Genomic DNA, 20,846 nt, shown 5'->3' with positions numbered 1-20,846 from the left:
TTGCGCCGCATGCCGACTCAGGGTAACGGCATGACCTCAATCTAATCGCGCCCGGAAGCTATCCTAGCGCCGGTCAAACGATTCTTCCCGCCCTTTTTGCGGCTTCAGCTCGAAGGGCATCACATGGAGCCAGTATGAAGAAGCCCCGCATTGCGCTCGATGAACCGCAACAGCGCAAGATCCTCCGCGCCGACAAGGCTCCGACCGCCGGTTATTCGCTGGTCGTGGATGGCCACTTCAAGTCGCATCACGATACCGTGGAGGCGGCTGAGGAAGCGGGCATGGCGTTGAAGAACCGCTTCCAGATGCTTCAGGTGCAGGTTTACGATGCCGAGAACAAGACACGATCGATGATCGATTGGCCGGGGCCGGCGTAACGCCGGATCTTCGAGTTCGATCTGCCGATCTCAGGTTCGCCGTCCGCCGTTTTGCTGGCTCGCCAGCCACTCGGACAGGGCCACCGGCTTTTCGTCGGGCCGCTTTGTGCTGCTGCGCGCCTTCTTTGCGGCCTTTGCGGCGGGCGCGCGTTGCGGCTCGGCTGCTTCGCGCGCGAGCCGCAGCGCCTTCAGCTTCGCCATATTGTCGAGCACGGCTTTCGCCGTTGCATCGCGTTCGGCCTTGCCGGACTTTGCGTCCTGAACGGCCTTGGCGGCTTTATCAAAGCGCGCCTGGGCGCGATCGCGATCCACTTTCGTCATTTCAGGTCAGCCTCTCTTCGCAATCCTGGCTTTGGTCTTGCCCTTGACCTTCGATTCCGGCGGATTTGCACGGTCGGCCGCTTCCTTTGCCAGACGCAGCGCGCGCAGCTTCTCGGTTCGCTGGCGGATCGCAATATCGGCAGCCGCGATCTCGGCCATTGCCTTGACGCCGTCGACTTCCTGGGCGCGCTTGCGGTTAAGCCTCATTTCTTTCAGCTCGGCGGCGCTCTTCGGCTCATCATTCATGTCATACCTCTGAAATCACGACTGATATCGTCGAGCGGTCTGTGGCCCATTTACCACGGATCGGCGCGCAGAGGATGTTATTTTCGGTCGAAAATGGCGCAGTTTCTGACAGAATCTGCCTTGATCTGGAAGGTTGCGGGAACACGGCAGGTCTAGCCGGTCCGGCAGTAAGCCGAACCGGCTAGCGCCTTTTCGGTCCTGATTGAATCAGAACCGGGCTCTAGATTCTTGTTTTGACGCGTTTTCTAGACGCGAACCGGTGTCCACTTCGCTTGAAAACGCTCTAATGTCGGTCAGAACGTCGCGCCGGCCTTCACCATGAAGGTGCGGCCCGGGAGTGGGTAAGCCGAGAAGCGGCCGGGCGTAAACGAGCTTGCGATCGCGTAGTCGTAGTACAGCGCATTGAACAGATTGTTCACGCCCACCGACCAGAAGAAGCGATCGTAGGCGCCGCTTAGCTTCAAATCGACGGTAGCGTCCGCCGGAATACGTCGCTGGGTGTTGGCCTGGTCGTTGTCCATGACGCGTTCGCTCCAGGCGCGCACCGTGGCGTCGAACACCAGATAGTTCTGCCAGATGTTCCAGGTCACGCCGCCGCTCGCCGTGTAGCGCGACACCAGCGGAACGTCGTTGCCCGCGAACGCACCCTCGCGGAAGACAGCGCGCGTATAGGCGACGCCACCCCGCAGCAGCACGGTGTCGCTGACACGCAGCGAGGCGCTGGTTTCAGAGCCGTACCGGCGGGTCGGATCGAGGTTAACGTTGAAGAATAGCGCCGGGATGAAATGGATCTCGTTCTCGAGGTCCATGTTGTAGATGCTCGATTGCATCTGGAAGCCGCCGGACTTGATGCGGAAGCCGCCTTCGATGTCGTGTGAGGTCTGGGTCTTCAGTTTGAAGTTGCCCGGAATGGGTGCGAAGGTGAATGGATCGAACGAGGGGCCGGAGGATACCCGCTCGTCGACGTCAGGCGTGCGGAATGCGCGTGCGGCACGGCCGAACACACTGAAGACGTTGTTGAAGCGATGCTCGAGACCGACATGCAGTGCATATTGAGTCTCGTTGCTGTCAAGCGGGAGTGCCTCGGTGCCGAACGCGAATGGAGCCGTCGCATCGAAGCGGTCGCGCGCGGTCAGGTTGGTGTTTTGGACACGAACGCCATATGAAAAATCGGTCGTCGGCAACAGGCCGATTGATTGCTGCCAGTAGCCGGCCAGCGTCTGCTGCGCCAGATCGTACTTGTGAAACGGCGTGAGGCCTTTGAATGCGCTGCGATCTTGGTGGAAGGTGGCATCGTAATAATCGATTCCGGTCAGAATCGACGATGGAATTCCGAAGATCGTATTCTTGACACTGAGCCGCGGCGTTATCGACCAGGTCAGCAAACTCGCATCGACGTAAGTAGATGCGAAGCTGGAGCCCGGGTTCGTGCCAAAGAATCCTAGCTGTTGCTTTTTGTCTCTTACGCCGCCATCGACGATAAGCTCAGCGCCATTCCACAGCGATTTGGTAAATCCGGCTGTGGCGTTGGCGCCCTGCTTGTTGGCATAGTCGAAGGGCGTTCCGGTGCCTCTGCGATCAGTAGCCAGTTCATCGAGTCCGATGGAAGGCTGAACGAAACGGCCGCCGGGGAGGCCTAGCTTTTGATCGTCGCCTGATAAAGTCAGGAACGCGGTGAGGTCAGGGGTGGTGTAGTTGATGTTGCCGATGCCGTTGCGCTGATCGAGTGCGTTGTTGACGCGGTAGCCGTCGGACTTGATACCGTTGCCATGGAACGAGGTCGACCACGGCCCGTAATTGGTCGCCGCCGAAACTGCGGCCATACGCTGGTTGAAGGAGCCGACGCCGGCCTCGGCGCGGATCGAGACCGGTGGGCCGCCGACGCCGTTCTTGGTGACGATGTTGATGACGCCGCCGACCGCGTTGTCGCCGTAAAGCACTGCCCCGCTGTTGCCCCGCGTGATCTCGATGCGTTCGATCGACTGGAGCGGGATGGTCGAAAGATCGACGCCGGCCTTGTCGATGTCGTTGAGCCGACGGCCGTTGATGAGAACAAGCGTATTATTGGCGGCGAACGCGCCGAACCCGCGCACGTCGACCGTGGTTCCGGCGCCGTTGACGCCGCCGTACAGGTTGGTCAACTGCACGCCCGGCGTTTGCGCGATGATTTCCTGCACGGTTTGCGCCGGCGAATGCGCGATGTCCTCCGCGGTGATCACGGTCGCCGAGGTGCCGACAATGCCGGAGAACTGCCGGCCGCCTGCGCCCGCGCTTTGCGATGCGACGTTCGAGCCGGTCCCCGCCGCAGGTCGCGTGCCGGTCGACGGTGCAGCCGCCGGCACGATGCGGCGCGAGGTCGATGCTTCATCATAGGTCGGCTTGGCGCGGGTCCGGTTCGGGTCGGTGGGCGAGATTACCTCAATCGGCGGCAATTGCTCGGATGGTGTCTGTTGGGCCTGCGCGCCGGAAATACCGAACGATGCGATGGGTATCAGGAAGCTAGAGGCGAGCCAAAGGCGGCGCCGCCGCGTGGCTGTGTGGTCGAAAGACATGACTTGGACCTCGGTATGACGTCAGTGGCACGTCACAGCGAACCAAGTCTCACCGTGTGCTTTCAGCAGCTCAGGTGAAGCTAATGTCTGTACTCCCCGACCGACATCTTCGCGTGTGACCACGGCTGACGGCAGGTCTCCTGGCTCGCGGGTCGTTACCCCATCGTCGCCTTCCCAGGACCGAGATGCCCAGTGGCTCATGACGAAGGATTCGCCGCTTACAGTTGCGGGGGCAGCCGCGGAATTGGGGGATTTCCCCGCACCGCATTCCCTTTTGATCCCCGAAACGGGAACCGTCGGGAACTATGGTAGAAGTTCGTCAAAGTCCGAGTCAATGCGCCCCGGGCGTCCGGCGATCCTCACTGGACGAGTGCGCTATTTTTGTCGCATGAGCTCGCCTGCCCGCCGCCTGTACCGGGGCGGGTAAACCTGCTTTAGGACGATCGATGAGTGTTGAGGCCGTAACCCTGACCAATGAGGAAGCCGCGCGCCGGCGGATCGGCGCGACGGCAGTGCTTGCCGCCCTCGTGGTGCTCTTGATGCTGATCTCGCTCGGCATCGGTCCGGTGCGGTTGTCGCCGCTTGCGGTGGCGGAAGCGCTGTTCGGTGGCGGCAGCGAAGTATCGCAGGTGATCGTGCGGGAGATCCGCCTGCCGCGCACGCTGCTGGCGCTGGCGATCGGCGCCATTCTCGGGCTATCGGGCGCGTCGCTGCAGGGTTTGCTCCGCAATCCGCTGGCCTCGCCCTCGCTGTTCGGCGCGCCGCAATCGGCCGCCTTCGGCGCGGTGCTGGTGATTGCGCTCGGGCTGGCCGACGTGCGCTCCTATGCGCTCCCGGTGGCGGCGATCGTCGCGGCATTCGTTTCAGTGTTCGTGCTGCTCGCGATCGCCGGCCGCAACGCCGGGCTGTTGATCCTGATCCTGTCCGGTCTTGCGATATCGAGCTTTGCAGGCGCCGCCACCGCGCTGGTGATGAACCTCTCCAGCAATCCCTTCCTGGTGCTGGAGATCGCATTCTGGCTGCTCGGCTCGCTGGAGGACCGCAGCTTTCAGCATGTCATGCTGGCGTTTCCGTTCATCATTGCCGGCGCGCTGATGCTGTTCAGCCAGCGCCATGCCTTTCGCGCGCTGAGCTTGGGCGAGGAAACTGCGCAGAGCCTTGGCGTCGATGTGGGGCGTCTGCGGCTGTTCGTCATTTCCGGCGTCGCGCTCGGCGTCGGCGGCGCGGTCGCGGTTACCGGCACCATCGGTTTCATCGGCTTGGTCGCGCCGCATCTGATGCGGCCCCTGATCGGCCACGATCCCGGGCGTCTGCTGGTCCCGAGCGCGCTCACGGGCTCGGCGCTGCTGCTGGCGGCAGACATCGCGGTGCGCATCATTCCCTCGACGTCGGACATCAAGGTCGGCGTACTGACCTCGATCATCGGCGTACCGTTCTTCCTCTATCTGATCATGCGCGAACGCCGCGCGCTCGGCGGAGGCGTCGCATGAGCGAGGCGGCGCTGCTGACCGCAAGGGGACTCGGTGTGCGGCTCGCCGGCCGCGTCGTGCTGAAGGACGTTTCGCTGGCGCTGTCGCCGGGACACCTGGTGGCGCTGGTCGGCCCGAACGGCGCCGGCAAGACGACGCTGTTGCGAGCGCTGGCCGGGCTAATCCCCTCCGAAGGCGAGATCACGGTCGGCGGCGATGCGCTGGCCTCGCTGCCGCTGCGCGAGCGCGCCAAACGCTTCGGTTATCTGCCGCAGGGGCATCTCGTGCATTGGCCGCTGCCGGCGCGCGATATCGTGGCGCTCGGCCGCTACCCGCATGGTGCAACCGATCCGGCGCGGCTGTCGCCGAAGGACGCCGAGGCCGTGCTGCGCGCGATGCAGGCGGTCGACGTGATGGAGTTCAGTGATCGCCGCGTCACCGAGTTGTCCGGCGGCGAGCGCAGCCGCGTGGCGCTGGCGCGTGCGCTGGCGGTGGAGGCGCCGATCATCCTGGCCGACGAGCCGACCGCCTCGCTCGATCCGCGGCACCAGATCGACGTCATGAAGAATTTGCGCGCGACTGCGGACAAGGGCGTGCTGGTCATCGTCGTGACGCACGATCTCGGGCTCGCTGCGCGGTTTGCCGACCATGTGCTGGTGCTGAAGGAAGGCAATCTAGTGTCGTGGGGCACGCCGAGCGAGGGGCTATCGGAGCGGGTGATGGCGGACGTGTTTCGGATCAGCGCCTACCGCGCGGAATATCAGCGCGAGGCGGTCATCGTGCCCTGGGCGGATATCTGATGCGACGGTTCGTCTTTCTTGTCGCGATCGCCGCGTTGGGGATGTCAGGCGGCGCGGTATTCGCGGCCAGCCCTCCGCGTATGGTGTCGATGAATGTCTGCAGCGATCAGTTGCTGCTGGCGCTGGCCGACCCCGAGCAGATTTTGGGCCTCAGCCGCTTCGCGCGCGACGGCTGGCAATCGCAGGCGGGCGACATCAGCCGCTATCCGGTATTATCAGGCGCGGCCGAGGACGTGCTCTTGCTCAAGCCGGATCTGGTCATCGCCAGCGCGTTTGACAAGCGCTCGACGCGGGAGCTGTTGAAGGCGAAAGGTCTTCATCTTGCCGAGCTCGCCGTGCCGCGAAACCTCGACGAAGCCCGCGCGCAGATCCGCGAGGTCGGCGACATGACCGGGCACCCCGATCGCGCGGTCGCCGAAATCGCGCGGCTCGACGCCGCGCTGGCGCGCGCCCGCCGTGCCGCCGCCGAGCGGCATTATCGCGTGCTGCCGCTGTCGCGGCGCGGCTGGGTGGCGGGTAGCGACAGCTTTCTCGGTTCGCTGCTGGGCGAAGTCGGGCTGCGCAGCGCCGCCGGCGATCTCGGCTTTACCTTCGGCGGATTTGCCTCGCTGGAGGCGATCGTCTCCCTGAGGCCCGACTTCATCGTGGTTTCGCAGGCCGGCGATTATGCGCGAGACGACGGCCAGGCGTTTCTGGTCCATCCGGCGCTGGAGCGCTTCTACCCGCCGGAGCGGCGCATCGTGATTCCGGAGCGGCTGACCGAATGCGGCGGCGTGATGCTGGCCGACGCGCTGGATGCGCTGACAGCGGAGTTGCAGCGGGTGAGACCGTAGCCGATGCCGAGCTCCCTGCGAACGCAGGGACACCATAAAGACTACTCGTGCACCACCGGCCCACCTATCTTCTTCCACGCGTCCAGCCCGCCTTCGATATGGGCGGTGTTGGCGAGCCCCGCGTTCTTTGCCGCGGTCACCGCCATCGCGGAGCGTTCGCCGAACGCGCAGAAGAACACGACCCGGCGGCCGGTAGCGGCGGCGACTTCGCGCAGCATGCCACCGGGCTTGAGGCTCTCGGCGATGCCGGGATAGGGCGCATGCAGCGCGCCCGAGATCGTGCCATGCTTGGCGCGCTCGCTGGTCTCGCGCAAATCCACCAGCAGAATGTCGGGCCGGCCAAGGCTCGCAATCGCGTCGCGTGCACAGAGCGCGAGTCCCTGCTTGGCAAGCTCCTCCTGGTGCAGGCCGACATGCATGTTGGCGGGCACCGCGACGTCCATCATCTTTGGGTTCGGCAGCTTCAGGTTCGCCATCAGCTCGATATATTCATCGACGCTGCGTACCTGCAGCCGCGGATTATAGCGGCGCTCCTCGCCGATGGTGGAAACCGTGTCGCCCTTGTAATCATGGGCGGGGAATACCAGCGTCTCGTCCGGCAGTTTCAGAAGCCGGTTGAAGATCGATTCATATTGCGCCCGGGAGGAGCCATTCTGGAAATCGGTGCGGCCGGTGCCGCGGATCAACAGCGTGTCGCCGGTGAAGACGCGGTCGCCCATCAGGTAGCTGTAAGAATCGTCGGTGTGGCCGGGCGTGTACATGACATCCAGGCACAACCCCTCGATCGTCACCTTGTCACCGTCGGACACCCGCATCGACACCACGTCGGCCTTGCTCTGCTCGCCCATGATGGTGATGCACTGGGTGCGGTCGCGCAATTCGCCGAGGCCGGTGACGTGGTCGGCGTGCAGATGGGTGTCGACGGCCTTCACCAGCCGCAGATCGAGCTCGCGCAGAAGCTGGCAGTAGCGATCGGCCTTTTCCAGCACGGGATCGAGGATCAATGCCTCGCCGCCGGCGCGGCTCGCCAGCAGATAACTGTAGGTGCCGGACACGCTGTCGAAGAGTTGACGAAAGATCATGGCTACACGTCCGCGTTAACTCTGGTTGGATCAGGGCCGGATGTAGCTCCAGCCCGCTCCTGCAGTTCCATCGACTCTACCATACCTGACGGCGCGATGAAATTACGGCTCGCTCGCAATGAATTCACGGCCGCACTAACGTATACCCGTTCTCCGTCAGAAACAGGATCTGCGCGACGCCGACCTGCACCGGCGTGGCCGCGGCGATGAACTCCGGCCGTTTGCCGTGCTCGCGTTCGAGCGTATCGACGGTATTGAGACAGACGTCGAAACGCGCGCCTTGCGCGACCAGGCTCTCGACCATCTTGCGGTTGGGATTTTCCGGGCGCAGCAGGTCGATGCCGGGGCCGAATGCGACGACCTCGATCGCCACCTTGTCGGGGTCGTAATGCTTCATCAGGTTACTGGCGACGCTGAGCACGAGGCCCTGCTTGCGCGGATCGTTGTCGGAGAGCTGCAGCACGATTTTGTGCTCCGCGAACGGCTTGTCCTGCAGTGGCGCCTGCTGTGCGCGGGCCTCGGGCGCGGCGGTTGCGATCAGAAGCGCCGCGGCCATCGCGCGAAGGATAGTCGAAAAGCCCGTCATGCCTGTCCCGCAATGCCCGGATTGCCTTCAACGCCTTTCAGCGTCACGCCCGGCGGCGAGCGGTTGGGCGGTTTGCCCGACCTCAGATGTTTGGCGACCACATCCCAGACCGGCGCGCCGGTCTGCTCGTTGACCGAGGCCCAGCCCGCCACTCTGTAATGCTTGTCGGCGTCCAGCGCGCGGCCGTTGTCGAGCTTGAGGTCGGAAATCCGTTTTCCCACGGTTTCAGTCGGCGTGCAGGTGTAGGCGAGCCCGCCGACGCGGACCATGTCGCCGCCCTGCTGGTAATAGGGGTCGGTGTTGAAGAGGTTGTCGCAGATGTCTTCCAGCACGTCCCTGATCTGGCCGCCGGTCATGGTCTGGACATAGGTCTCCGGATAGGTGACGGCGGTCTGCGCCATCACGTCCTCCATCGTCAGCGGCTGGCCGGCCAGCACAGTGGTACCCCAGCGAAAACCCGGCGACAGCGCGATCTCCGCGTTCAATTCGCCGAGCAGCGCGTCGCAGATCAGTTGATCCATGCTGCCGCTGAAATTGCCGCGGCGATAGAGCAGGCGGTCGGCGGAGGCGATCTTCTCGTTGAGCGTTACCTCATGCGGCTCGCGGGTCTTGTCGATCAGCGCCTGCATCGCCGGGTCGGGCTTCAGCAATTCGGAAAACACCGGCAGCAGCCGGTAGCGCGCATCCTTGATTTTGCCCTTGCCGATGTCGAGGTCGAGCACCGCCAGAAACTTGCCGTTCGAGCCAGCATTGGTGACGAGCGTGGTGCCGCCTGCGTTGGTGACGGCAATCGGCTGCGGCACGGCGTCGTGGGTATGGCCACCGAGAACGACGTCGATGCCGGTGACGCGGCTGGCGAGCTTGAGATCGACATCCATGCCGTTGTGCGAGAGCAGAATGACGGCGTCGACCTTGTCGGTGTTACGATGCGTATCGACGAGTTTCTGCAGCTCCTCGTCGCGGATGCCGAACTTCCAGTCCGGCGTAAAGCGCTTCGGATGGGCGATCGGCACGTAGGGGAACGCCTGTCCAATCACGGCAACGCGATAGCCACCGATTTCCTTGATGACGGACGGCTTGAACACGCGCCCCGATGCCGGGTCGAAGGCCTTGGCGTCGTTGAAGGCGGCTTCTTCAGTGAGATAGACGTTCTGCGCCAGGAACTCGCCCTTGAAGCGTTCGAGGTTGGCGCGCAGCGCCTTCTCGCCATAGGTGAATTCCCAATGGCCGGTCATCGCCTCGATGCCGAGCAGGTTGGCGGCCTCCACCATGTCGATGCCACGCATGGTATTGGCGAGACCGGTGCCCTGCCAGAGATCGCCGCCGTCGAGCAGCAGCGTCCGGCCGGAGCCGCCCTCGCTGCGCATGCGATCAATCAACGTCTTCAGATGCGCGAAGCCGCCGAGCTTGCCGAACCGGCCGGCGGCCTTCTCGAAATCGAGGCAGGTGAAAGCATAGGCATCGGCACTGTCCGGGCGGATGCCGAAGCGATCGAGAAAGGCACGTCCGACCAGATGCGGCGGGTTGCCCTGCATCGGTCCAACACCGAGATTGACGCTCGGCTCGCGGAAGAACACCGGCCGAAGCTGCGCGTGCGTATCCGTGATGTGCAGGATACGTGCATTGCCGGACCGCTCGAGATCGTAAACGCCCCCATTATCGGCGCCGCGCGCCAGCCGTGGCAGGCTGCCCGACAGGGTGGCAGCGCCCGCTAGCGTCAGAAAATCGCGGCGGCGGATGGTCATGCGGGTCTCCGCGCGTCGTAACGGTGTCAGCGTACTTCCAGGTCCTTCCAGCGGGTCTTCTCGCTGGTGGCCTGGAAGATCGAAGCTTTGGCCAGCGCCTCCGCTTCCTTGGCCGACGCGGTGGCCTTATCGAAATCGCCCGCATCCGCCGCCTTCTTCGCCGCCGCCAGCGTGTTCGCCGTGGTGGTCCATTGGTTGCGTAGCTTGCCGGCCTCCTTGTTGGCGGCCTCGGCCGCGGCATAGGCTGCCTTGAATTCGTCCTCGGAGCCCGCGGCGAGCGCGGGCACAGCACCCGCGGCAAATAGTGACAGAACTAATGCGGATTTCTGCATCAAGTTCCTCATGGCCGCGCTCCCGGACCTGAAATCGGCAGTCCGTTGCTGACATAGGACAGGTAATATTCGACGTTGCGATATTCGTCGTCCTGCGGGCTGAGCGGCACTGCGCGGATCTGGCTGTTGCAGGTGGTGAAGCGCCGGCTGGTGGTGCCCATGCCGCTCCATTCGGAGCGGTAGATCGGCATTGCGTTGACGATGCCAAGCGCGGGTGCAAGCACCTCAGCGCGGATACGTTCGCCCGGGCTCTGCACATGGCAGGTGGCGCAGGAGAAGTTGAGCTGTCCGCGCCGGGTGTAGAAATATTCTTTGCCGTTTTCGTAAGCCGCGAGCGCGCGCGGATCGTTCGGGATCTTGATGTCCATCGGCTTGCCGCGCGAGGTGAAGGCCATGTAGGCGGTCAGCGCCGCCATTTCGTCCTTTACGTAGGAATAGGGCGGTTCGCCATTGGCCTCGCGGCAGCGGTTCAAGGCCAATTCAAGCGTGATGACCTTGCCTTCCTTCTCGTCGAAATAAGGGTAGTTCTGGCGGATGCCGATGCCACCGTTCGGGAAGCAGTCGGCATAGGTCTTGCCATTCTTGAACGGCTTGGAGAACATCTCCTTGCCCATTTCGAGCGAGAACTCGTAGGGCGGGAACTGTTCCTTCTCCTGCCACTGCCGATAAAGGTCCTCGTTCATCGAATAGGGACCGTTGACGAAGTCCTCGAACTTTACCTTGGGAAATTTGTCTCTGAAGAACTTCTGGAACGCCTTGGCGTCGGCGACAGGATCGATCTTGTCGTCGGCTGCCAACAGCGGCGCGCCCGCCAGCGTCAGCGCGGCCAGCGCAATCGTGGCGGATGCCAGAAAGATCGCGGATCGCAGCTTCATTGGATCTTCGCCGTAGTGGTGTCGGTCGCGCCCTTGTTATCGACCCAACTGATCTTCAGTTCGTCGCCCTTCTTGGCTCCCTTGAACGCGAACTTCACATAGGGGTCCTTGGAAATACCACCGCCCCAATCGGCGGCGAACACGTTCTTGCCGTCATGCTCGAAGGTGAGCTGCTGGATGAAGTGCGGCGGAATGGTCTCGCCCTTGGCGTTCTTGACGAACCCGGAATCCATCGGGTGCTGGATCAGTGCCTGCACCTCGGTGATGTCGCCGTTTGAAGAAGCGCGCACGCGAATGGTGGATGCCATGTGAGTTCTCCCTGCCTTAACCGCCGCAACCGCCGACCGTGACTTTGACTTCCTTAGAGGCGCTGTAGAGCTTGCCGCCGGCTTCCACCAGCACGGTCACGTTGCTGGTCTTGGCCATCTTGATGCGGTTGGCGACGCTCGGCAGCGTGCCGGCCGGGATGTTGTACTTTGCGATCAGCACGTTCGGATTCTCGCTGACGAGGAACGCAACCGAGGTTACGTCGGCTAGGGTTGTAGAAACCGAGATCGGCACCACGGCGCCGTTCTCGGCGATTTCGGGCGCGTCCATCTTGACCTTGTCCGATGGCTCAGCGGTCTTGCCGTAGAGCGTCTTGATGACGTCGGCGTCACTCTTCTGCTTGAACGCTTCTTCCGGGTATTTGTCGTTGGCCGCGGCGAGCGCCGGCGTCAGGCCGAAGGGAAGGTTGCCGAGGCCGATGAGCGCGACCGCGCCTGCACCCTGCAGGATCAGTCGCCGCGTGGCCGAGAATCCAACATCAATCTTATTCATCGAAAATCTCCTAAAGCCTGCGTTGGCACGTCACAGGCTTGATCTCTCGTCTTGCGTTAAAGCGTCTGCAGGAAATCCACCACCGCGTCGATTTCCTTCTCGGTCAGAATCCGGTTCCGTCCGAAGGGCGGCATCACGGTGAGCGGATTGCGCAGGGTCTCGTCGTTGAGGATGGCGACGAGATCCTCGCGCTTCGGATATTTGCTCTTGATGTCGACCAGTTCGGGCCCGATCGTGCCGGGAAGGTTGCCGCCCTTGATGACATGACAGGTCAGGCAATTGCCCTTGCTGCGGTCGAAGGCCAGCTTGCGGCCTTCATCCACCGCGGACTGCGCCTGCGCGGTGCCCGCGGACGCCAGAGCGACGAGCAGTGCCAACGCCGGCAGCTTTGCTGATTTCGTCGGGAAATGATCGGTCACAGGCGTTTCCGTAATTTCTACTTCTGTTGCATCGTGTCGAGCGGCCCGGTCGTGCGCGGCGTCAGATTCCTGCCCTCGGCCGTCGACGATATCCTGACATCGGCGGCGTTGACGCAATCGTTCATGCAGGGCTTTGTCATCGTATCGGGGCGCGGATCGGTCCAGATGAAATTGTCGCGATTGCGCATTTTGACTTTCGGCAAACTGTTGCGATCGGCAACGAATTCATGGGGAACGAGATCGTTAAGGTTCAGAATATAGGCGGTCAAAGCATAAACGTCATCCGCTGACAATGTGTGCGGCGCCTGCATCGGCATGGCGCGGTTAATATAGTCCCACAGGGTCGGGGCGAACGGCCAGTAGCTGCCGACCGTCGGCTCCGGGCGCTCGTCCCGGAGCGATCCGACGCCGCCCACCAGCTTTGGAAACCGGCCTTCGCCTTCGCCGAAGGTTCCATGGCACGCCGCGCATTGTTCGGCATAAACCTCCGCGCCCCGGTCGACGGTGCCCTTGCCGGACGGCAGGCCCGTTCCGTCCTCGCCGCGCACGTCGATGTCCCATCCGGCGATCTGCGCCGGCGTGGCCACGCTGCCGTAACCGAACGAGCCGGGTTCGGCCGCGCCGGCGAGGCTTGCGGCGCAGGCAAGCAGAATGGCTATGATCGGCAGGCAAATCTTACGCGAGCTGTACATTGAAGACGCTTCCGTCGGGCTTGACCTGCCAGGTCTGGATCGAATTGTTGTGGTAGACCGAGTTTGAGCCGCGCTGTGCGCGCAGTTGTGCAATTGTCGGCTGCACATAACCGGTCTCGTCGATAACGCGGGATGCGACCAGCGCGGGCCGGCCGTCCCAGCGCCAGGGCAGGGTGAATTTCGTCAGCGCCTTCGACAGCACCGGCTCGTGGAGCCGCGCACTCTGCCAGTTGACGCCGCCGTCCATGGTGACATCGACGCGCTTGATCTTGCCGTTGCCGGTCCAGGCCAGTCCCCGGATTTCATAGAGGCCGGGCCCATCGAGCGGCTTCTCGGGGCAGGGAAAGGTGACAACCGATTTGGCGTCGATCAGCCAGGTGAAGCCGCGCGAGGTGCCGTCCGGCATCAGGTCGGTATATTTCGAGGTTTCCTCGCGGGTGTGCCACGGCTTTTCGCCGAGCTTGATCCGGCGCAGCCACTTGATGTTGACGTTGCCTTCCCAGCCCGGCACCACCAGCCGCAGTGGGTAGCCCTGTTCGGGCCGCAGCGCCTCGCCGTTCTGCGCATAGACCACGAGGCAATCGTCGAGGCATTTATCGAGCGGCAGGCTGCGGTTCATGTGCGCGCCGTCGGCGCCTTCGACCATCGCCCACTTCGCCTGATTTCTGATGCCGGTTTCCTCCAGCAGCGTTGACAGTTTGACCCCGGTCCATTCCGCGCAACTGACCATGCCGTGGCTGAACTGCAGCGAATTCATCTGCGCGGCGCGCCAGTTCATGCCGCCATTGGCCGGGCATTCGATGAAATGGATGCGCGACACGGACGGGAAGCGCATGATGTCCTTCATCGTGAGAAGCAGCGGACGCTCGACGAGGCCGTGGATCATCAGCTTGTGCTGCGCCGGGTCGATATCGGGGCGGCCGGCGTGATGGCGCTCGAAGAACAATCCGTTCGGCGTGATGATGCCGTGGAGGTCCTGCAGCGGCGAAAAGCTCACTGACGATTCCGCGCTTGCGGTCAACCAGGGCACGTTGCGGCGGATGACGGAAGCTTCGGTATCGGCCGGGCGGCCATAGGGCCGGTCGACCACGCCGGCGCCGATCGATTGCGACCAGGGCGCGTCTGCGGGGGGAGACTCCTGCGCGGCGTCCGCTATGGCCTGTTTGCCGCCAACGGCGAGGCTGCCGGTCAGGACCGCGCCGAGGCCAAGGAAGCGGCGGCGGCCCATCGGGGTATCCGCGGCGGCAGGATCGGAGAGAACAGCTTTGCTGCGTAACGGGTCTGGCCGCACGTTTTCTTCCCCTCGCGGCCGCATCGCCGCATCATTTCTTGCTTTTTTGAACCGGTATCGACATTTGCTAATTTAGTCAATGCTAAAGGAAGGCTGGCGCACTAGTATGGTAATGTGTGCTTCGCAGGCGCGGAAAATGATACCGGATTTGCAGTGATGAGAGCAGCCGCCCCGGCAGCCCAGGAAACTGAACAAGAGACTGCGCAAGAGACCACCTTCGCCCCTGGCGCCGACGACGCGGCGGCGCTGAAGAAGCTGGCGAAGCAGGCCGGTGACGCCGCGCAGCTCCTGAAAATGCTCGCCAATGAAAAGCGACTGCTGATCCTCTGCTTTCTTGCCGTGCGCGGAGAGATGACGGTGGGCGAGCTGGTCGCTGTCGTGAATCTCAGTCAGTCCGCACTGTCGCAGCATCTGGCGAAATTGCGCGCCGACGGCCTGGTGGAATTCCGCCGGACCTCGCAGACGCTGCATTATCGCGTTGCCGATCAGCGCACACTGCGTCTGCTTGGGGTGTTGAAGGAGATCTTCTGCGGCGACCTGAAGTGATCGCTGCGCCACTGATTTTTTCGGGACCGAACTGCGATGGCTGAGTATGTGGTGGAATTCGGCAAGGATGGCCGGCCGGTCGAGCCCGACGGCCGGCTCGACGCGGCGGCATTCCACCGCAACCACGAACCGATCTGGGCGGTGCTGCAGAAATTTCTCGCCGGCAAATCCGGTGACGCGCTGGAGGCCGGCAGCGGCACCGGCCAGCACGTGGTGCATTTCGCAAAGCACACGCCCGACATCACCTGGTGGCCGAGCGATCTCAATGAACGACATCTCAGGAGCATCGAAGCGTGGCGCACGCATGCCGGTCTGCCGAACATTCGTTCGCCGCTGCGGGTCGATCTCGCCGATCCGGCCTGGTGTCCGGCGATGCATGACGGCAGCGGGCCGGGCAAACTGCTGGCGGTGTTCTGCGCCAATGTCATTCACATCGCGCCCTGGCGCGTGGCTGAGGGCCTATTCGCCGGCGCGGCGCGGTATCTCCGCGATGACGGGCGGCTGTTTCTCTATGGCCCGTTCAAGCGCGACGGCAAGCACACCGCGATGAGCAACGCCGTGTTCGACACCAGGCTGCGCGAGCAGGACGCCGAATGGGGCGTGCGCGATATCGCCGACCTCGAGAAGCTCGCCGCAAGCGTTGGCCTCACGCTGGCCGAAACCGAGCTAATGCCCGCCAACAACATGATTCTGACGTTTCGGCGATTGCACGGGTCAGCGTAGGCGCTTTCCGCGCATCAATGATAGGCGAGGCACCATCCAACTCCGCGAAGCCAGCAGCGCTCGTCAGGAATGTATTGGTCGCGGTACAGTCGCGTGACTTTCTGCCAGCCGCCACGGGCGAAAGCTTCGGCGAGAGCGCGTTCGGACGCCTCGTCGCGGCTGCCGGCGCAGGGAAATATCGCAACCGGCGAGATCCAATTTGCAAGATAGTCCGCAGCTCTTCGCTCAATTCGGAACACTGCGCCGGCACTCGCCATGCGCTCCGGCGCAATACCGCCAAATCCCTGATCTGACGTTATCGGCATGATCAGGCGACCGCCATCGGCAAGGCTGTCGAGCCAGCGCGTGGCGGACCGTGTGCAGCCGGCATTGACGTAGATGACGTCGGCGGCATCGAGCGGCACCTGTGCGCCGTCGCCCTCGATCACGGTGATGTTCGCGTAGGGCGCCAGGCCGGCTCTGGCGCGGGCGGCGAGGGCACCATCATATTCGATGGCCGTAACCCGCCCTGACGGTCCGACGAGATGCGCGAGGATGGCGGTGTAATAGCCTGTGCCCGTTCCGACATGCACCACGTGCTCGCCGATGGCGGGTGAGGCCTGGTGAATGAGATGGGCGTGCAACGACGGCTGCCCGTTGTTGACGCCCCGCTCGGGCACGAGCGCGACCAGATCGTCGGTGTAGAGATAAACGGGATCGGCGTCGGGTGTCGAAACGTAGTCGCGTAGCGCCGCACCAGCCACGGACCGGGCCCAAGAAAGTCCTCGCGGGGAATGGTCGCAAACGCCTGAGCAAGGCGCGCACCAGCAACGTTTGCAGCAGCAAGGACCTGCTTGGCGTAGGCCGCACGAATGATGCGGAGTTCGGCTTGCGCGTCCATTTTGCCTCTCCTCCTGGATCATGTTAATATTGATGTGTGATTTGACACACCATCGTGTGTGTTAAATAGCATAATGATCATGGGGAGGCCAGAGTGAAGAAGCGGCTCTATCCTGCAGTGCTGGAACGCGGTCCGCGCGGTGCGCTAGGCGCGTGGTTTCCCGATTTTCCGGGTTGCGTCGCTGGCGGGCGATCGCAAGAAGCGGCGATCGAGAAAGCGGAGGCCGCGCTGGCGCGAGCGGTGGATGAAATGGCGGAGCAGGGCAGGTCGCTACCGGAGCCAACGCCGATCGAACAGATCGCGCTGCCGAGGGGCGCCGACGTCGTCGCCTACTTCATTGTCGGGGTCGACCCACCCGATCCGTCAGAGCGCGTGAACGTCTATCTACCGAAGAGCCTCATTGCGCGGATCGACAAGCGCGCCACGGAGCTTGGCATGAGTCGTTCCAGCTTCTTCGGCTTCGCTGCCACGATTGCACTTGATTGGAGTCCGGGCTTTCCGCATGCCGGCCTTGGCCATCCTCGCTCGAAGGTCCACAAGACGGGCGCGGTGCAAGCTGGGAAACGAGCAGGCAAGAAGCGGTCGTGATACGGCAGCTGCTTGCGCCCCTCGCATAGCGCGCGCCCGTTTGCGTCGGTTGATCGCACCGCCCCGTGTCTTCATAGTGCCGCGGAATCAATCAATGAGGCTCCCGGCCCGGGGCCTGCCGGGCGGGAATGCCGATGCTGGATACGACAGCCACCGAAGAGATATCGAACGACGCCCGCGCGCGCGCCAACGTGCTGCGGCTCGCCGCGGCGCAGGCGCTGACCGGCGCCAATTCGGCGGTGATTTTCGCCACCGGCTCGATCGTCGGCGCGACGCTGGCTCCGGCCATCTCGCTCGCCACCGTGCCGCTGTCGATGTACGTGCTGGGGCTCGCCGCCGGCACGCTGCCGACGGGCGCGATCTCGCGCGCCTATGGCCGCCGTGTCGCGTTCATCATTGGTACCTTCTGCGGAATCCTCACCGGTGCGCTGGCCGCCGCCGCCGTTCTCTACGCGTCGTTCTGGCTGTTCTGCTTCGCGACTTTTCTCGGCGGCCTCTACGGCGCAGTCGCGCAGTCCTATCGTTTTGCCGCCGCTGACGGCGCCAGCGTCGCGTTCCGGCCGAAAGCCGTGTCCTGGGTGATGGCCGGCGGCGTGTTCGCCGGCGTGCTCGGTCCGCAGCTCGTGCAGTGGACCATGGATATCTGGCCGCCTTATCTGTTCGCGTTCAGCTTCGTGGTGCAGGCGTTCGTCGCGCTGGTGGCGACGGCGGTGCTGTGGGGCGTCGACGCGCCGAAGCCGGCACCGTCGGACATGCATGGCGGGCGGCCGCTGTTCGAGATTGCACGGCAACCGCGCTTCATTGCCGCGGCGCTGTGCGGCGTGATTGCTTACCCCATGATGAATCTCGTCATGACTTCTGCACCGCTCGCCATGAAGATGTGCGGGCTCACGGTGAGCGATTCCAATTTCGGCATCCAGTGGCACATCGTGGCGATGTACGGCCCGAGCTTCTTCACCGGCACGTTGATCGCCCGCTTCGGCGCACCGACAATCGTGGCACTTGGCCTGATCCTGGAAGCCGTCGCTGCCGCGATCGGCCTTTCCGGAATCACCGTGCTGCATTTCTGGGCGGCGCTGATCGTGCTCGGCGTCGGCTGGAATTTTGCCTTTATCGGCGCCTCGGCATTGGTGCTCGAGACGCACCGGCCGCAGGAGCGCAACAAGGTGCAGGCGTTCAACGACTTCCTGATCTTCGGGATGATGGCGCTGGGGTCGTTCTCGTCGGGCCAGTTGCTGGCGCATTACGGCTGGTCGATGGTAAACATGGTGGTGTTCCCGCCAGTGCTGCTCGGCCTTGCAGTGCTGTCGTTTGCGTCATTTGCCAAGCGTCGCGCGAAGCTGCAGGCGGCCGACGAGATTCCAGGTCCGAGCGTCTGATTACCGGAGGTCCCATGCCGTCGCGCGCCCGTCTCGATGAATTCATCGCCGCCGTCGTCTCCGGCGATCATGCCGGCGCGATCGAGCGCTTCTATACCGAGGACGCCAGCATGCAGGAGAACGCCGCCCCGCCACGGGTCGGTCGCGACGTGCTGGTGGCGCATGAGCGCGCGGTGTTGGAGCGGGTCAAGAGCGTGACCTCGACCTGTGTGACCTCGATCGTCGAGGGCGATCATGTCGCGATCCACTGGGTGTTCGAGTTTACTTATCATTCCGGCAAGACCGGCCGGTTCGACGAAGTCGCGCTGCAGGAATGGCGCGGCGACAAGGTTTGGCGCGAGCGCTTCTTCTACGATCCGTCGAAGCCCGCCTAGTTGCCATCTGCTGACATTTCGGCCGGCGCCGAAGCAATTTTCGCGGCGACCTGCTACTATCACCGTCATGGCCGGGCTTGTCCCGGCCATCCACGTCTTTAGTTCGCTTGAAGCGCGAAGGATGTGGATGCGCGGGACAGGCCCGCGCGGTGAGCAAGAAGCAAGAAAAAGTGGACGCATCCAACTTCACCCCGCTCGACGAATCCTCCATCCGCTACGACGGCTGGCGCATCGTGGTCGTGTGCTTCCTGCTGGCAACCTTCGGCTGGGGGCTCGGCTTCTACGGCCAGAGCGTTTATGTCGCCGAGCTGCAGCGGCTGCACGGCTGGCCGGCGTCGCTGATTTCGTCCGGCACCACGTTCTTTTATCTGTTCGGCGCAGCGCTGGTCGCCTTCGTCAGCGAAGCCATCAAGGCGTTCGGTCCGCGCAACTGCCTGATCGCGGGCACGTTGGCGATGGCCGCGGCGGCCGTCTCGATCGGTCAGGTGCGCGAGCCTTGGCAGCTTTACCTCGCCAATGCCGTGCTGGCGTTCGGCTGGGCCGGCACCAGCCTCGGCATCATCACCAATACGCTGGGCCTGTGGTTCGACAACAAGCGCGGCATGGCGATCAGCCTGGCGCTGAATGGCGCGAGCTTTGGCGGGATCGTCGGCGTGCCGCTGCTGGTGACCGCGATCGGCTATTTCGGCTTCTCTGGCGCGATGATGGCGTCGGCCGTCGTAATGGTTGCGTTGATGGTGCCGGCGATCCTGCTGCTGGTCGGACGGCCGCCGCTTCACCTGAGCACGGGCGGGCTCGACACTGCCGACGCGCCGTCGCCGACGCAGATTCGCGCACGCGCCTTTCGCGACATCGGCTTTCTCTCGGTGTCGTCGGCGTTCGCACTGGTGCTGTTCGCGCAGGTCGGCTTCATCGTCCACCTGATCGCGTTTCTCGATTCGGTGATCGGGCGGCAGCGCGCGGCGATCGCGGTGGCACTGTTGACGGCGATGGCGGTGGTCGGTCGTGTGCTGTTTTCTTTCGTGATCGACCGGATGAACCAGCGGCTGGCGTCCTCGCTTTCCTTCGTCAGCCAGGCGGTGGCGCTGCTCATTGTCATCAATGTGCATAACGATTACGTGCTGATCGCAGCCTGCGCGCTGTTCGGCTTCTCCGTCGGCAACCTCATCACATTGCCGGCGCTGATCGTGCAGCGCGAATTCGATCCGCGTTCATTCGGCGTGCTGGTCAGTTTGATCACGGCGATCAACCAGATCACGTATGCGTTCGGTCCCGGCGTGGTGGGATTGCTGCGGGATCTGTCGGGTAGCTACGCGCTGCCGTTCTATGGCTGCATCGCAGTCGAGCTGACGGCGGCGGTGCTGATCATGATCCGCGGGCGCGGCCCTGCTCGCGTCCAGTAGCGGCGAACGATTTGCGCGGCGGCCGCCGCGTCTTCCTTTCGCCAATAGCGCCTGACGCCGCGGCCCGCAGCAGGCGGCGGAAGGTGGGGCACTCCATGTGACTCGGGGCGGGACAGGCGGCGGCGTGGCGCAGGCCGTCGCGCATGGCGTTGAGCTTGCGGATCGTCCGCTCCAGCTCCTCGGCCTTGGCCGCCAGCATCCGCCGGTCGATGCGCGGCCGGCCGTCGGGTGCGAACATCCTGGCGATCTCATCGAGCGAGAAGCCGGCGGCCCGCCCGAGCGCGATCAGCGCCAGCCTGTCCAACACGGCCGGATCGAACATCCGGCGAAGGCCCCGCCTTCCGTGAGAGGCGATCAACCCCTTCTCCTCATAGAAGCGCAGGGTCGAGGCGCGAACGCCCGACAATCGAGCCGCCTCCGCGATATCGATGTCCCTCATGGCCCTTGACCTCAAGTTAACTTGAACTGGCAGAGTGCAGCCATCCGCGCCCACTTGGCAAGCCAGGAAACAGCT

25 protein-coding genes and 1 riboswitch are annotated in these 20,846 nt (G+C 63.6%); of the genes, 10 read left to right on the top strand and 15 right to left on the bottom strand.

What is annotated here, in order from left to right; translation table 11 throughout:
- Positions 1-134 precede the first annotated feature (134 nt).
- Positions 135-377 (top strand): hypothetical protein, encoded by a 243-nt coding sequence (locus CQ13_RS01845; protein ID WP_057841290.1) that lies wholly within the window; start codon positions 135-137, stop codon positions 375-377.
- Between the two features lie 30 nt (positions 378-407).
- Here the strand turns inward: CQ13_RS01845 and CQ13_RS01840 are convergent, their stop codons facing one another.
- From CQ13_RS01840 to CQ13_RS01830, 3 genes are all read right to left on the bottom strand, one after another.
- Positions 408-698 (bottom strand): hypothetical protein, encoded by a 291-nt coding sequence (locus CQ13_RS01840; RefSeq protein WP_057841289.1) that lies wholly within the window; start codon positions 696-698, stop codon positions 408-410.
- 6 nt (positions 699-704) lie between these two features.
- Positions 705-944: a hypothetical protein gene (locus CQ13_RS01835; protein ID WP_057841288.1), complete on the bottom strand. Its 240-nt coding sequence runs from the start codon at positions 942-944 to the stop codon at positions 705-707.
- A 293-nt stretch (positions 945-1,237) separates the two neighbouring features.
- Complete coding sequence (locus CQ13_RS01830) at positions 1,238-3,496, bottom strand: TonB-dependent receptor (protein WP_057841287.1); 2,259 nt, start codon at positions 3,494-3,496, stop codon at positions 1,238-1,240.
- Positions 3,497-3,609: 113 nt separating this feature from the next.
- Positions 3,610-3,809, bottom strand: a riboswitch (cobalamin riboswitch).
- 133 nt (positions 3,810-3,942) lie between these two features.
- On the opposite strand from CQ13_RS01830, the gene CQ13_RS01825 reads away from it, so the two are divergent.
- From CQ13_RS01825 to CQ13_RS01815, 3 genes are read left to right on the top strand one after another with little or no spacing between them, the layout of a single operon-like run.
- The gene (locus CQ13_RS01825) at positions 3,943-4,986 is read left to right on the top strand and encodes a FecCD family ABC transporter permease (protein WP_057841286.1); all 1,044 of its coding nucleotides are present in this window, start codon (positions 3,943-3,945) and stop codon (positions 4,984-4,986) included.
- Positions 4,983-5,765, top strand: a complete 783-nt coding sequence (locus tag CQ13_RS01820; protein ID WP_057841285.1) for an ABC transporter ATP-binding protein — start codon at positions 4,983-4,985, stop codon at positions 5,763-5,765. The genes CQ13_RS01825 and CQ13_RS01820 overlap by 4 nt, the downstream gene beginning before the upstream one ends.
- A complete protein-coding gene (locus CQ13_RS01815) occupies positions 5,765-6,598 on the top strand; it encodes an ABC transporter substrate-binding protein (protein WP_057841284.1) in 834 nt (277 codons plus the stop codon). The genes CQ13_RS01820 and CQ13_RS01815 overlap by 1 nt, the downstream gene beginning before the upstream one ends.
- Before the next feature lie 41 nt (positions 6,599-6,639).
- On the opposite strand, the gene CQ13_RS01810 is transcribed toward CQ13_RS01815, so the two are convergent.
- The 10 genes from CQ13_RS01810 to soxC form a co-directional block, all read right to left on the bottom strand.
- Positions 6,640-7,680 carry an MBL fold metallo-hydrolase gene (locus CQ13_RS01810; protein WP_057841283.1) on the bottom strand — a complete coding sequence of 347 codons (1,041 nt, stop codon included), beginning with the start codon at positions 7,678-7,680 and terminating at the stop codon, positions 6,640-6,642.
- A 124-nt stretch (positions 7,681-7,804) separates the two neighbouring features.
- Positions 7,805-8,266 carry a DsrE family protein gene (locus CQ13_RS01805; RefSeq protein WP_057841282.1) on the bottom strand — a complete coding sequence of 154 codons (462 nt, stop codon included), beginning with the start codon at positions 8,264-8,266 and terminating at the stop codon, positions 7,805-7,807.
- Positions 8,263-10,011: a thiosulfohydrolase SoxB gene (gene soxB / locus CQ13_RS01800; RefSeq protein ID WP_057841281.1), complete on the bottom strand. Its 1,749-nt coding sequence runs from the start codon at positions 10,009-10,011 to the stop codon at positions 8,263-8,265. Before soxB ends, CQ13_RS01805 begins: the two co-directional genes overlap by 4 nt.
- A gap of 26 nt (positions 10,012-10,037) precedes the next feature.
- Positions 10,038-10,343, bottom strand: a complete 306-nt coding sequence (locus tag CQ13_RS01795) for a hypothetical protein (RefSeq protein ID WP_057841431.1) — start codon at positions 10,341-10,343, stop codon at positions 10,038-10,040.
- An 8-nt stretch (positions 10,344-10,351) separates the two neighbouring features.
- A complete protein-coding gene (gene soxA / locus CQ13_RS01790) occupies positions 10,352-11,218 on the bottom strand; it encodes a sulfur oxidation c-type cytochrome SoxA (protein WP_057841280.1) in 867 nt (288 codons plus the stop codon).
- Entirely contained in the window at positions 11,215-11,526 is a 312-nt protein-coding gene (gene soxZ / locus CQ13_RS01785) for a thiosulfate oxidation carrier complex protein SoxZ (RefSeq protein WP_057841279.1), read from the bottom strand. The genes soxA and soxZ overlap by 4 nt, the downstream gene beginning before the upstream one ends.
- Before the next feature lie 16 nt (positions 11,527-11,542).
- Positions 11,543-12,037, bottom strand: coding sequence for a thiosulfate oxidation carrier protein SoxY (gene soxY / locus CQ13_RS01780; protein WP_057841278.1), 495 nt, complete (start codon positions 12,035-12,037; stop codon positions 11,543-11,545).
- Positions 12,038-12,093: 56 nt separating this feature from the next.
- Entirely contained in the window at positions 12,094-12,423 is a 330-nt protein-coding gene (gene soxX / locus CQ13_RS01775; RefSeq protein WP_057841430.1) for a sulfur oxidation c-type cytochrome SoxX, read from the bottom strand.
- Positions 12,424-12,473: 50 nt separating this feature from the next.
- Complete coding sequence (locus tag CQ13_RS01770; protein WP_082637260.1) at positions 12,474-13,148, bottom strand: c-type cytochrome; 675 nt, start codon at positions 13,146-13,148, stop codon at positions 12,474-12,476.
- Positions 13,132-14,376, bottom strand: coding sequence for a sulfite dehydrogenase (gene soxC, locus CQ13_RS01765; protein WP_057841277.1), 1,245 nt, complete (start codon positions 14,374-14,376; stop codon positions 13,132-13,134). The genes CQ13_RS01770 and soxC overlap by 17 nt, the downstream gene beginning before the upstream one ends.
- Positions 14,377-14,595: 219 nt before the next feature.
- Here soxC and CQ13_RS01760 point away from each other — a divergent pair, with 219 nt between their 5' ends.
- Positions 14,596-14,985 carry an ArsR/SmtB family transcription factor gene (locus tag CQ13_RS01760; RefSeq protein WP_082637259.1) on the top strand — a complete coding sequence of 130 codons (390 nt, stop codon included), beginning with the start codon at positions 14,596-14,598 and terminating at the stop codon, positions 14,983-14,985.
- Positions 14,986-15,021: 36 nt separating this feature from the next.
- Complete coding sequence (locus tag CQ13_RS01755) at positions 15,022-15,708, top strand: DUF938 domain-containing protein (RefSeq protein ID WP_057841276.1); 687 nt, start codon at positions 15,022-15,024, stop codon at positions 15,706-15,708.
- Between the two features lie 14 nt (positions 15,709-15,722).
- Here the strand turns inward: CQ13_RS01755 and CQ13_RS01750 are convergent, their stop codons facing one another.
- Positions 15,723-16,451: a protein-L-isoaspartate O-methyltransferase family protein gene (locus CQ13_RS01750; protein ID WP_245308979.1), complete on the bottom strand. Its 729-nt coding sequence runs from the start codon at positions 16,449-16,451 to the stop codon at positions 15,723-15,725.
- A 230-nt stretch (positions 16,452-16,681) separates the two neighbouring features.
- Here CQ13_RS01750 and CQ13_RS01745 point away from each other — a divergent pair, with 230 nt between their 5' ends.
- From CQ13_RS01745 to CQ13_RS01730, 4 genes are all read left to right on the top strand, one after another.
- Positions 16,682-17,176 carry a type II toxin-antitoxin system HicB family antitoxin gene (locus CQ13_RS01745; RefSeq protein ID WP_057841275.1) on the top strand — a complete coding sequence of 165 codons (495 nt, stop codon included), beginning with the start codon at positions 16,682-16,684 and terminating at the stop codon, positions 17,174-17,176.
- Positions 17,177-17,310: 134 nt separating this feature from the next.
- Entirely contained in the window at positions 17,311-18,555 is a 1,245-nt protein-coding gene (locus tag CQ13_RS01740) for an MFS transporter (protein ID WP_057841427.1), read from the top strand.
- Between the two features lie 14 nt (positions 18,556-18,569).
- Entirely contained in the window at positions 18,570-18,929 is a 360-nt protein-coding gene (locus tag CQ13_RS01735) for a nuclear transport factor 2 family protein (protein WP_057841274.1), read from the top strand.
- Between the two features lie 170 nt (positions 18,930-19,099).
- Complete coding sequence (locus tag CQ13_RS01730; RefSeq protein ID WP_057841426.1) at positions 19,100-20,332, top strand: MFS transporter; 1,233 nt, start codon at positions 19,100-19,102, stop codon at positions 20,330-20,332.
- On the opposite strand, the gene CQ13_RS01725 is transcribed toward CQ13_RS01730, so the two are convergent.
- Positions 20,295-20,771, bottom strand: a complete 477-nt coding sequence (locus CQ13_RS01725; RefSeq protein ID WP_057841273.1) for a helix-turn-helix domain-containing protein — start codon at positions 20,769-20,771, stop codon at positions 20,295-20,297. The genes CQ13_RS01730 and CQ13_RS01725 overlap by 38 nt on opposite strands.
- Between the last annotated feature and the right edge of the window lie 75 nt (positions 20,772-20,846).

The organism is Bradyrhizobium retamae, from assembly GCF_001440415.1.
GTDB lineage: Bacteria > Pseudomonadota > Alphaproteobacteria > Rhizobiales > Xanthobacteraceae > Bradyrhizobium > Bradyrhizobium retamae.
This window is presented reverse-complemented; position numbering and strand designations above follow the sequence as displayed.

Excerpts from the sequence above, each read along its gene's own strand:
- CQ13_RS01845 (WP_057841290.1), top strand. The coding sequence starts at position 135 with ATGAAGAAGCCCCGCATTGCGCTCGATGAACCGCAACAGCGCAAGATC.
- CQ13_RS01840 (WP_057841289.1), bottom strand. The coding sequence starts at position 698 with ATGACGAAAGTGGATCGCGATCGCGCCCAGGCGCGCTTTGATAAAGCC.
- CQ13_RS01835 (WP_057841288.1), bottom strand. The coding sequence starts at position 944 with ATGAATGATGAGCCGAAGAGCGCCGCCGAGCTGAAAGAAATGAGGCTT.
- CQ13_RS01830 (WP_057841287.1), bottom strand. The coding sequence starts at position 3,496 with ATGTCTTTCGACCACACAGCCACGCGGCGGCGCCGCCTTTGGCTCGCC.
- CQ13_RS01825 (WP_057841286.1), top strand. The coding sequence starts at position 3,943 with ATGAGTGTTGAGGCCGTAACCCTGACCAATGAGGAAGCCGCGCGCCGG.
- CQ13_RS01820 (WP_057841285.1), top strand. The coding sequence starts at position 4,983 with ATGAGCGAGGCGGCGCTGCTGACCGCAAGGGGACTCGGTGTGCGGCTC.
- CQ13_RS01815 (WP_057841284.1), top strand. The coding sequence starts at position 5,765 with ATGCGACGGTTCGTCTTTCTTGTCGCGATCGCCGCGTTGGGGATGTCA.
- CQ13_RS01810 (WP_057841283.1), bottom strand. The coding sequence starts at position 7,680 with ATGATCTTTCGTCAACTCTTCGACAGCGTGTCCGGCACCTACAGTTAT.
- CQ13_RS01805 (WP_057841282.1), bottom strand. The coding sequence starts at position 8,266 with ATGACGGGCTTTTCGACTATCCTTCGCGCGATGGCCGCGGCGCTTCTG.
- soxB (WP_057841281.1), bottom strand. The coding sequence starts at position 10,011 with ATGACCATCCGCCGCCGCGATTTTCTGACGCTAGCGGGCGCTGCCACC.
- CQ13_RS01795 (WP_057841431.1), bottom strand. The coding sequence starts at position 10,343 with ATGCAGAAATCCGCATTAGTTCTGTCACTATTTGCCGCGGGTGCTGTG.
- soxA (WP_057841280.1), bottom strand. The coding sequence starts at position 11,218 with ATGAAGCTGCGATCCGCGATCTTTCTGGCATCCGCCACGATTGCGCTG.
- soxZ (WP_057841279.1), bottom strand. The coding sequence starts at position 11,526 with ATGGCATCCACCATTCGCGTGCGCGCTTCTTCAAACGGCGACATCACC.
- soxY (WP_057841278.1), bottom strand. The coding sequence starts at position 12,037 with ATGAATAAGATTGATGTTGGATTCTCGGCCACGCGGCGACTGATCCTG.
- CQ13_RS01770 (WP_082637260.1), bottom strand. The coding sequence starts at position 13,148 with ATGTACAGCTCGCGTAAGATTTGCCTGCCGATCATAGCCATTCTGCTT.
- soxC (WP_057841277.1), bottom strand. The coding sequence starts at position 14,376 with ATGGGCCGCCGCCGCTTCCTTGGCCTCGGCGCGGTCCTGACCGGCAGC.
- CQ13_RS01760 (WP_082637259.1), top strand. The coding sequence starts at position 14,596 with ATGAGAGCAGCCGCCCCGGCAGCCCAGGAAACTGAACAAGAGACTGCG.
- CQ13_RS01755 (WP_057841276.1), top strand. The coding sequence starts at position 15,022 with ATGGCTGAGTATGTGGTGGAATTCGGCAAGGATGGCCGGCCGGTCGAG.
- CQ13_RS01740 (WP_057841427.1), top strand. The coding sequence starts at position 17,311 with ATGCTGGATACGACAGCCACCGAAGAGATATCGAACGACGCCCGCGCG.
- CQ13_RS01735 (WP_057841274.1), top strand. The coding sequence starts at position 18,570 with ATGCCGTCGCGCGCCCGTCTCGATGAATTCATCGCCGCCGTCGTCTCC.
- CQ13_RS01725 (WP_057841273.1), bottom strand. The coding sequence starts at position 20,771 with ATGAGGGACATCGATATCGCGGAGGCGGCTCGATTGTCGGGCGTTCGC.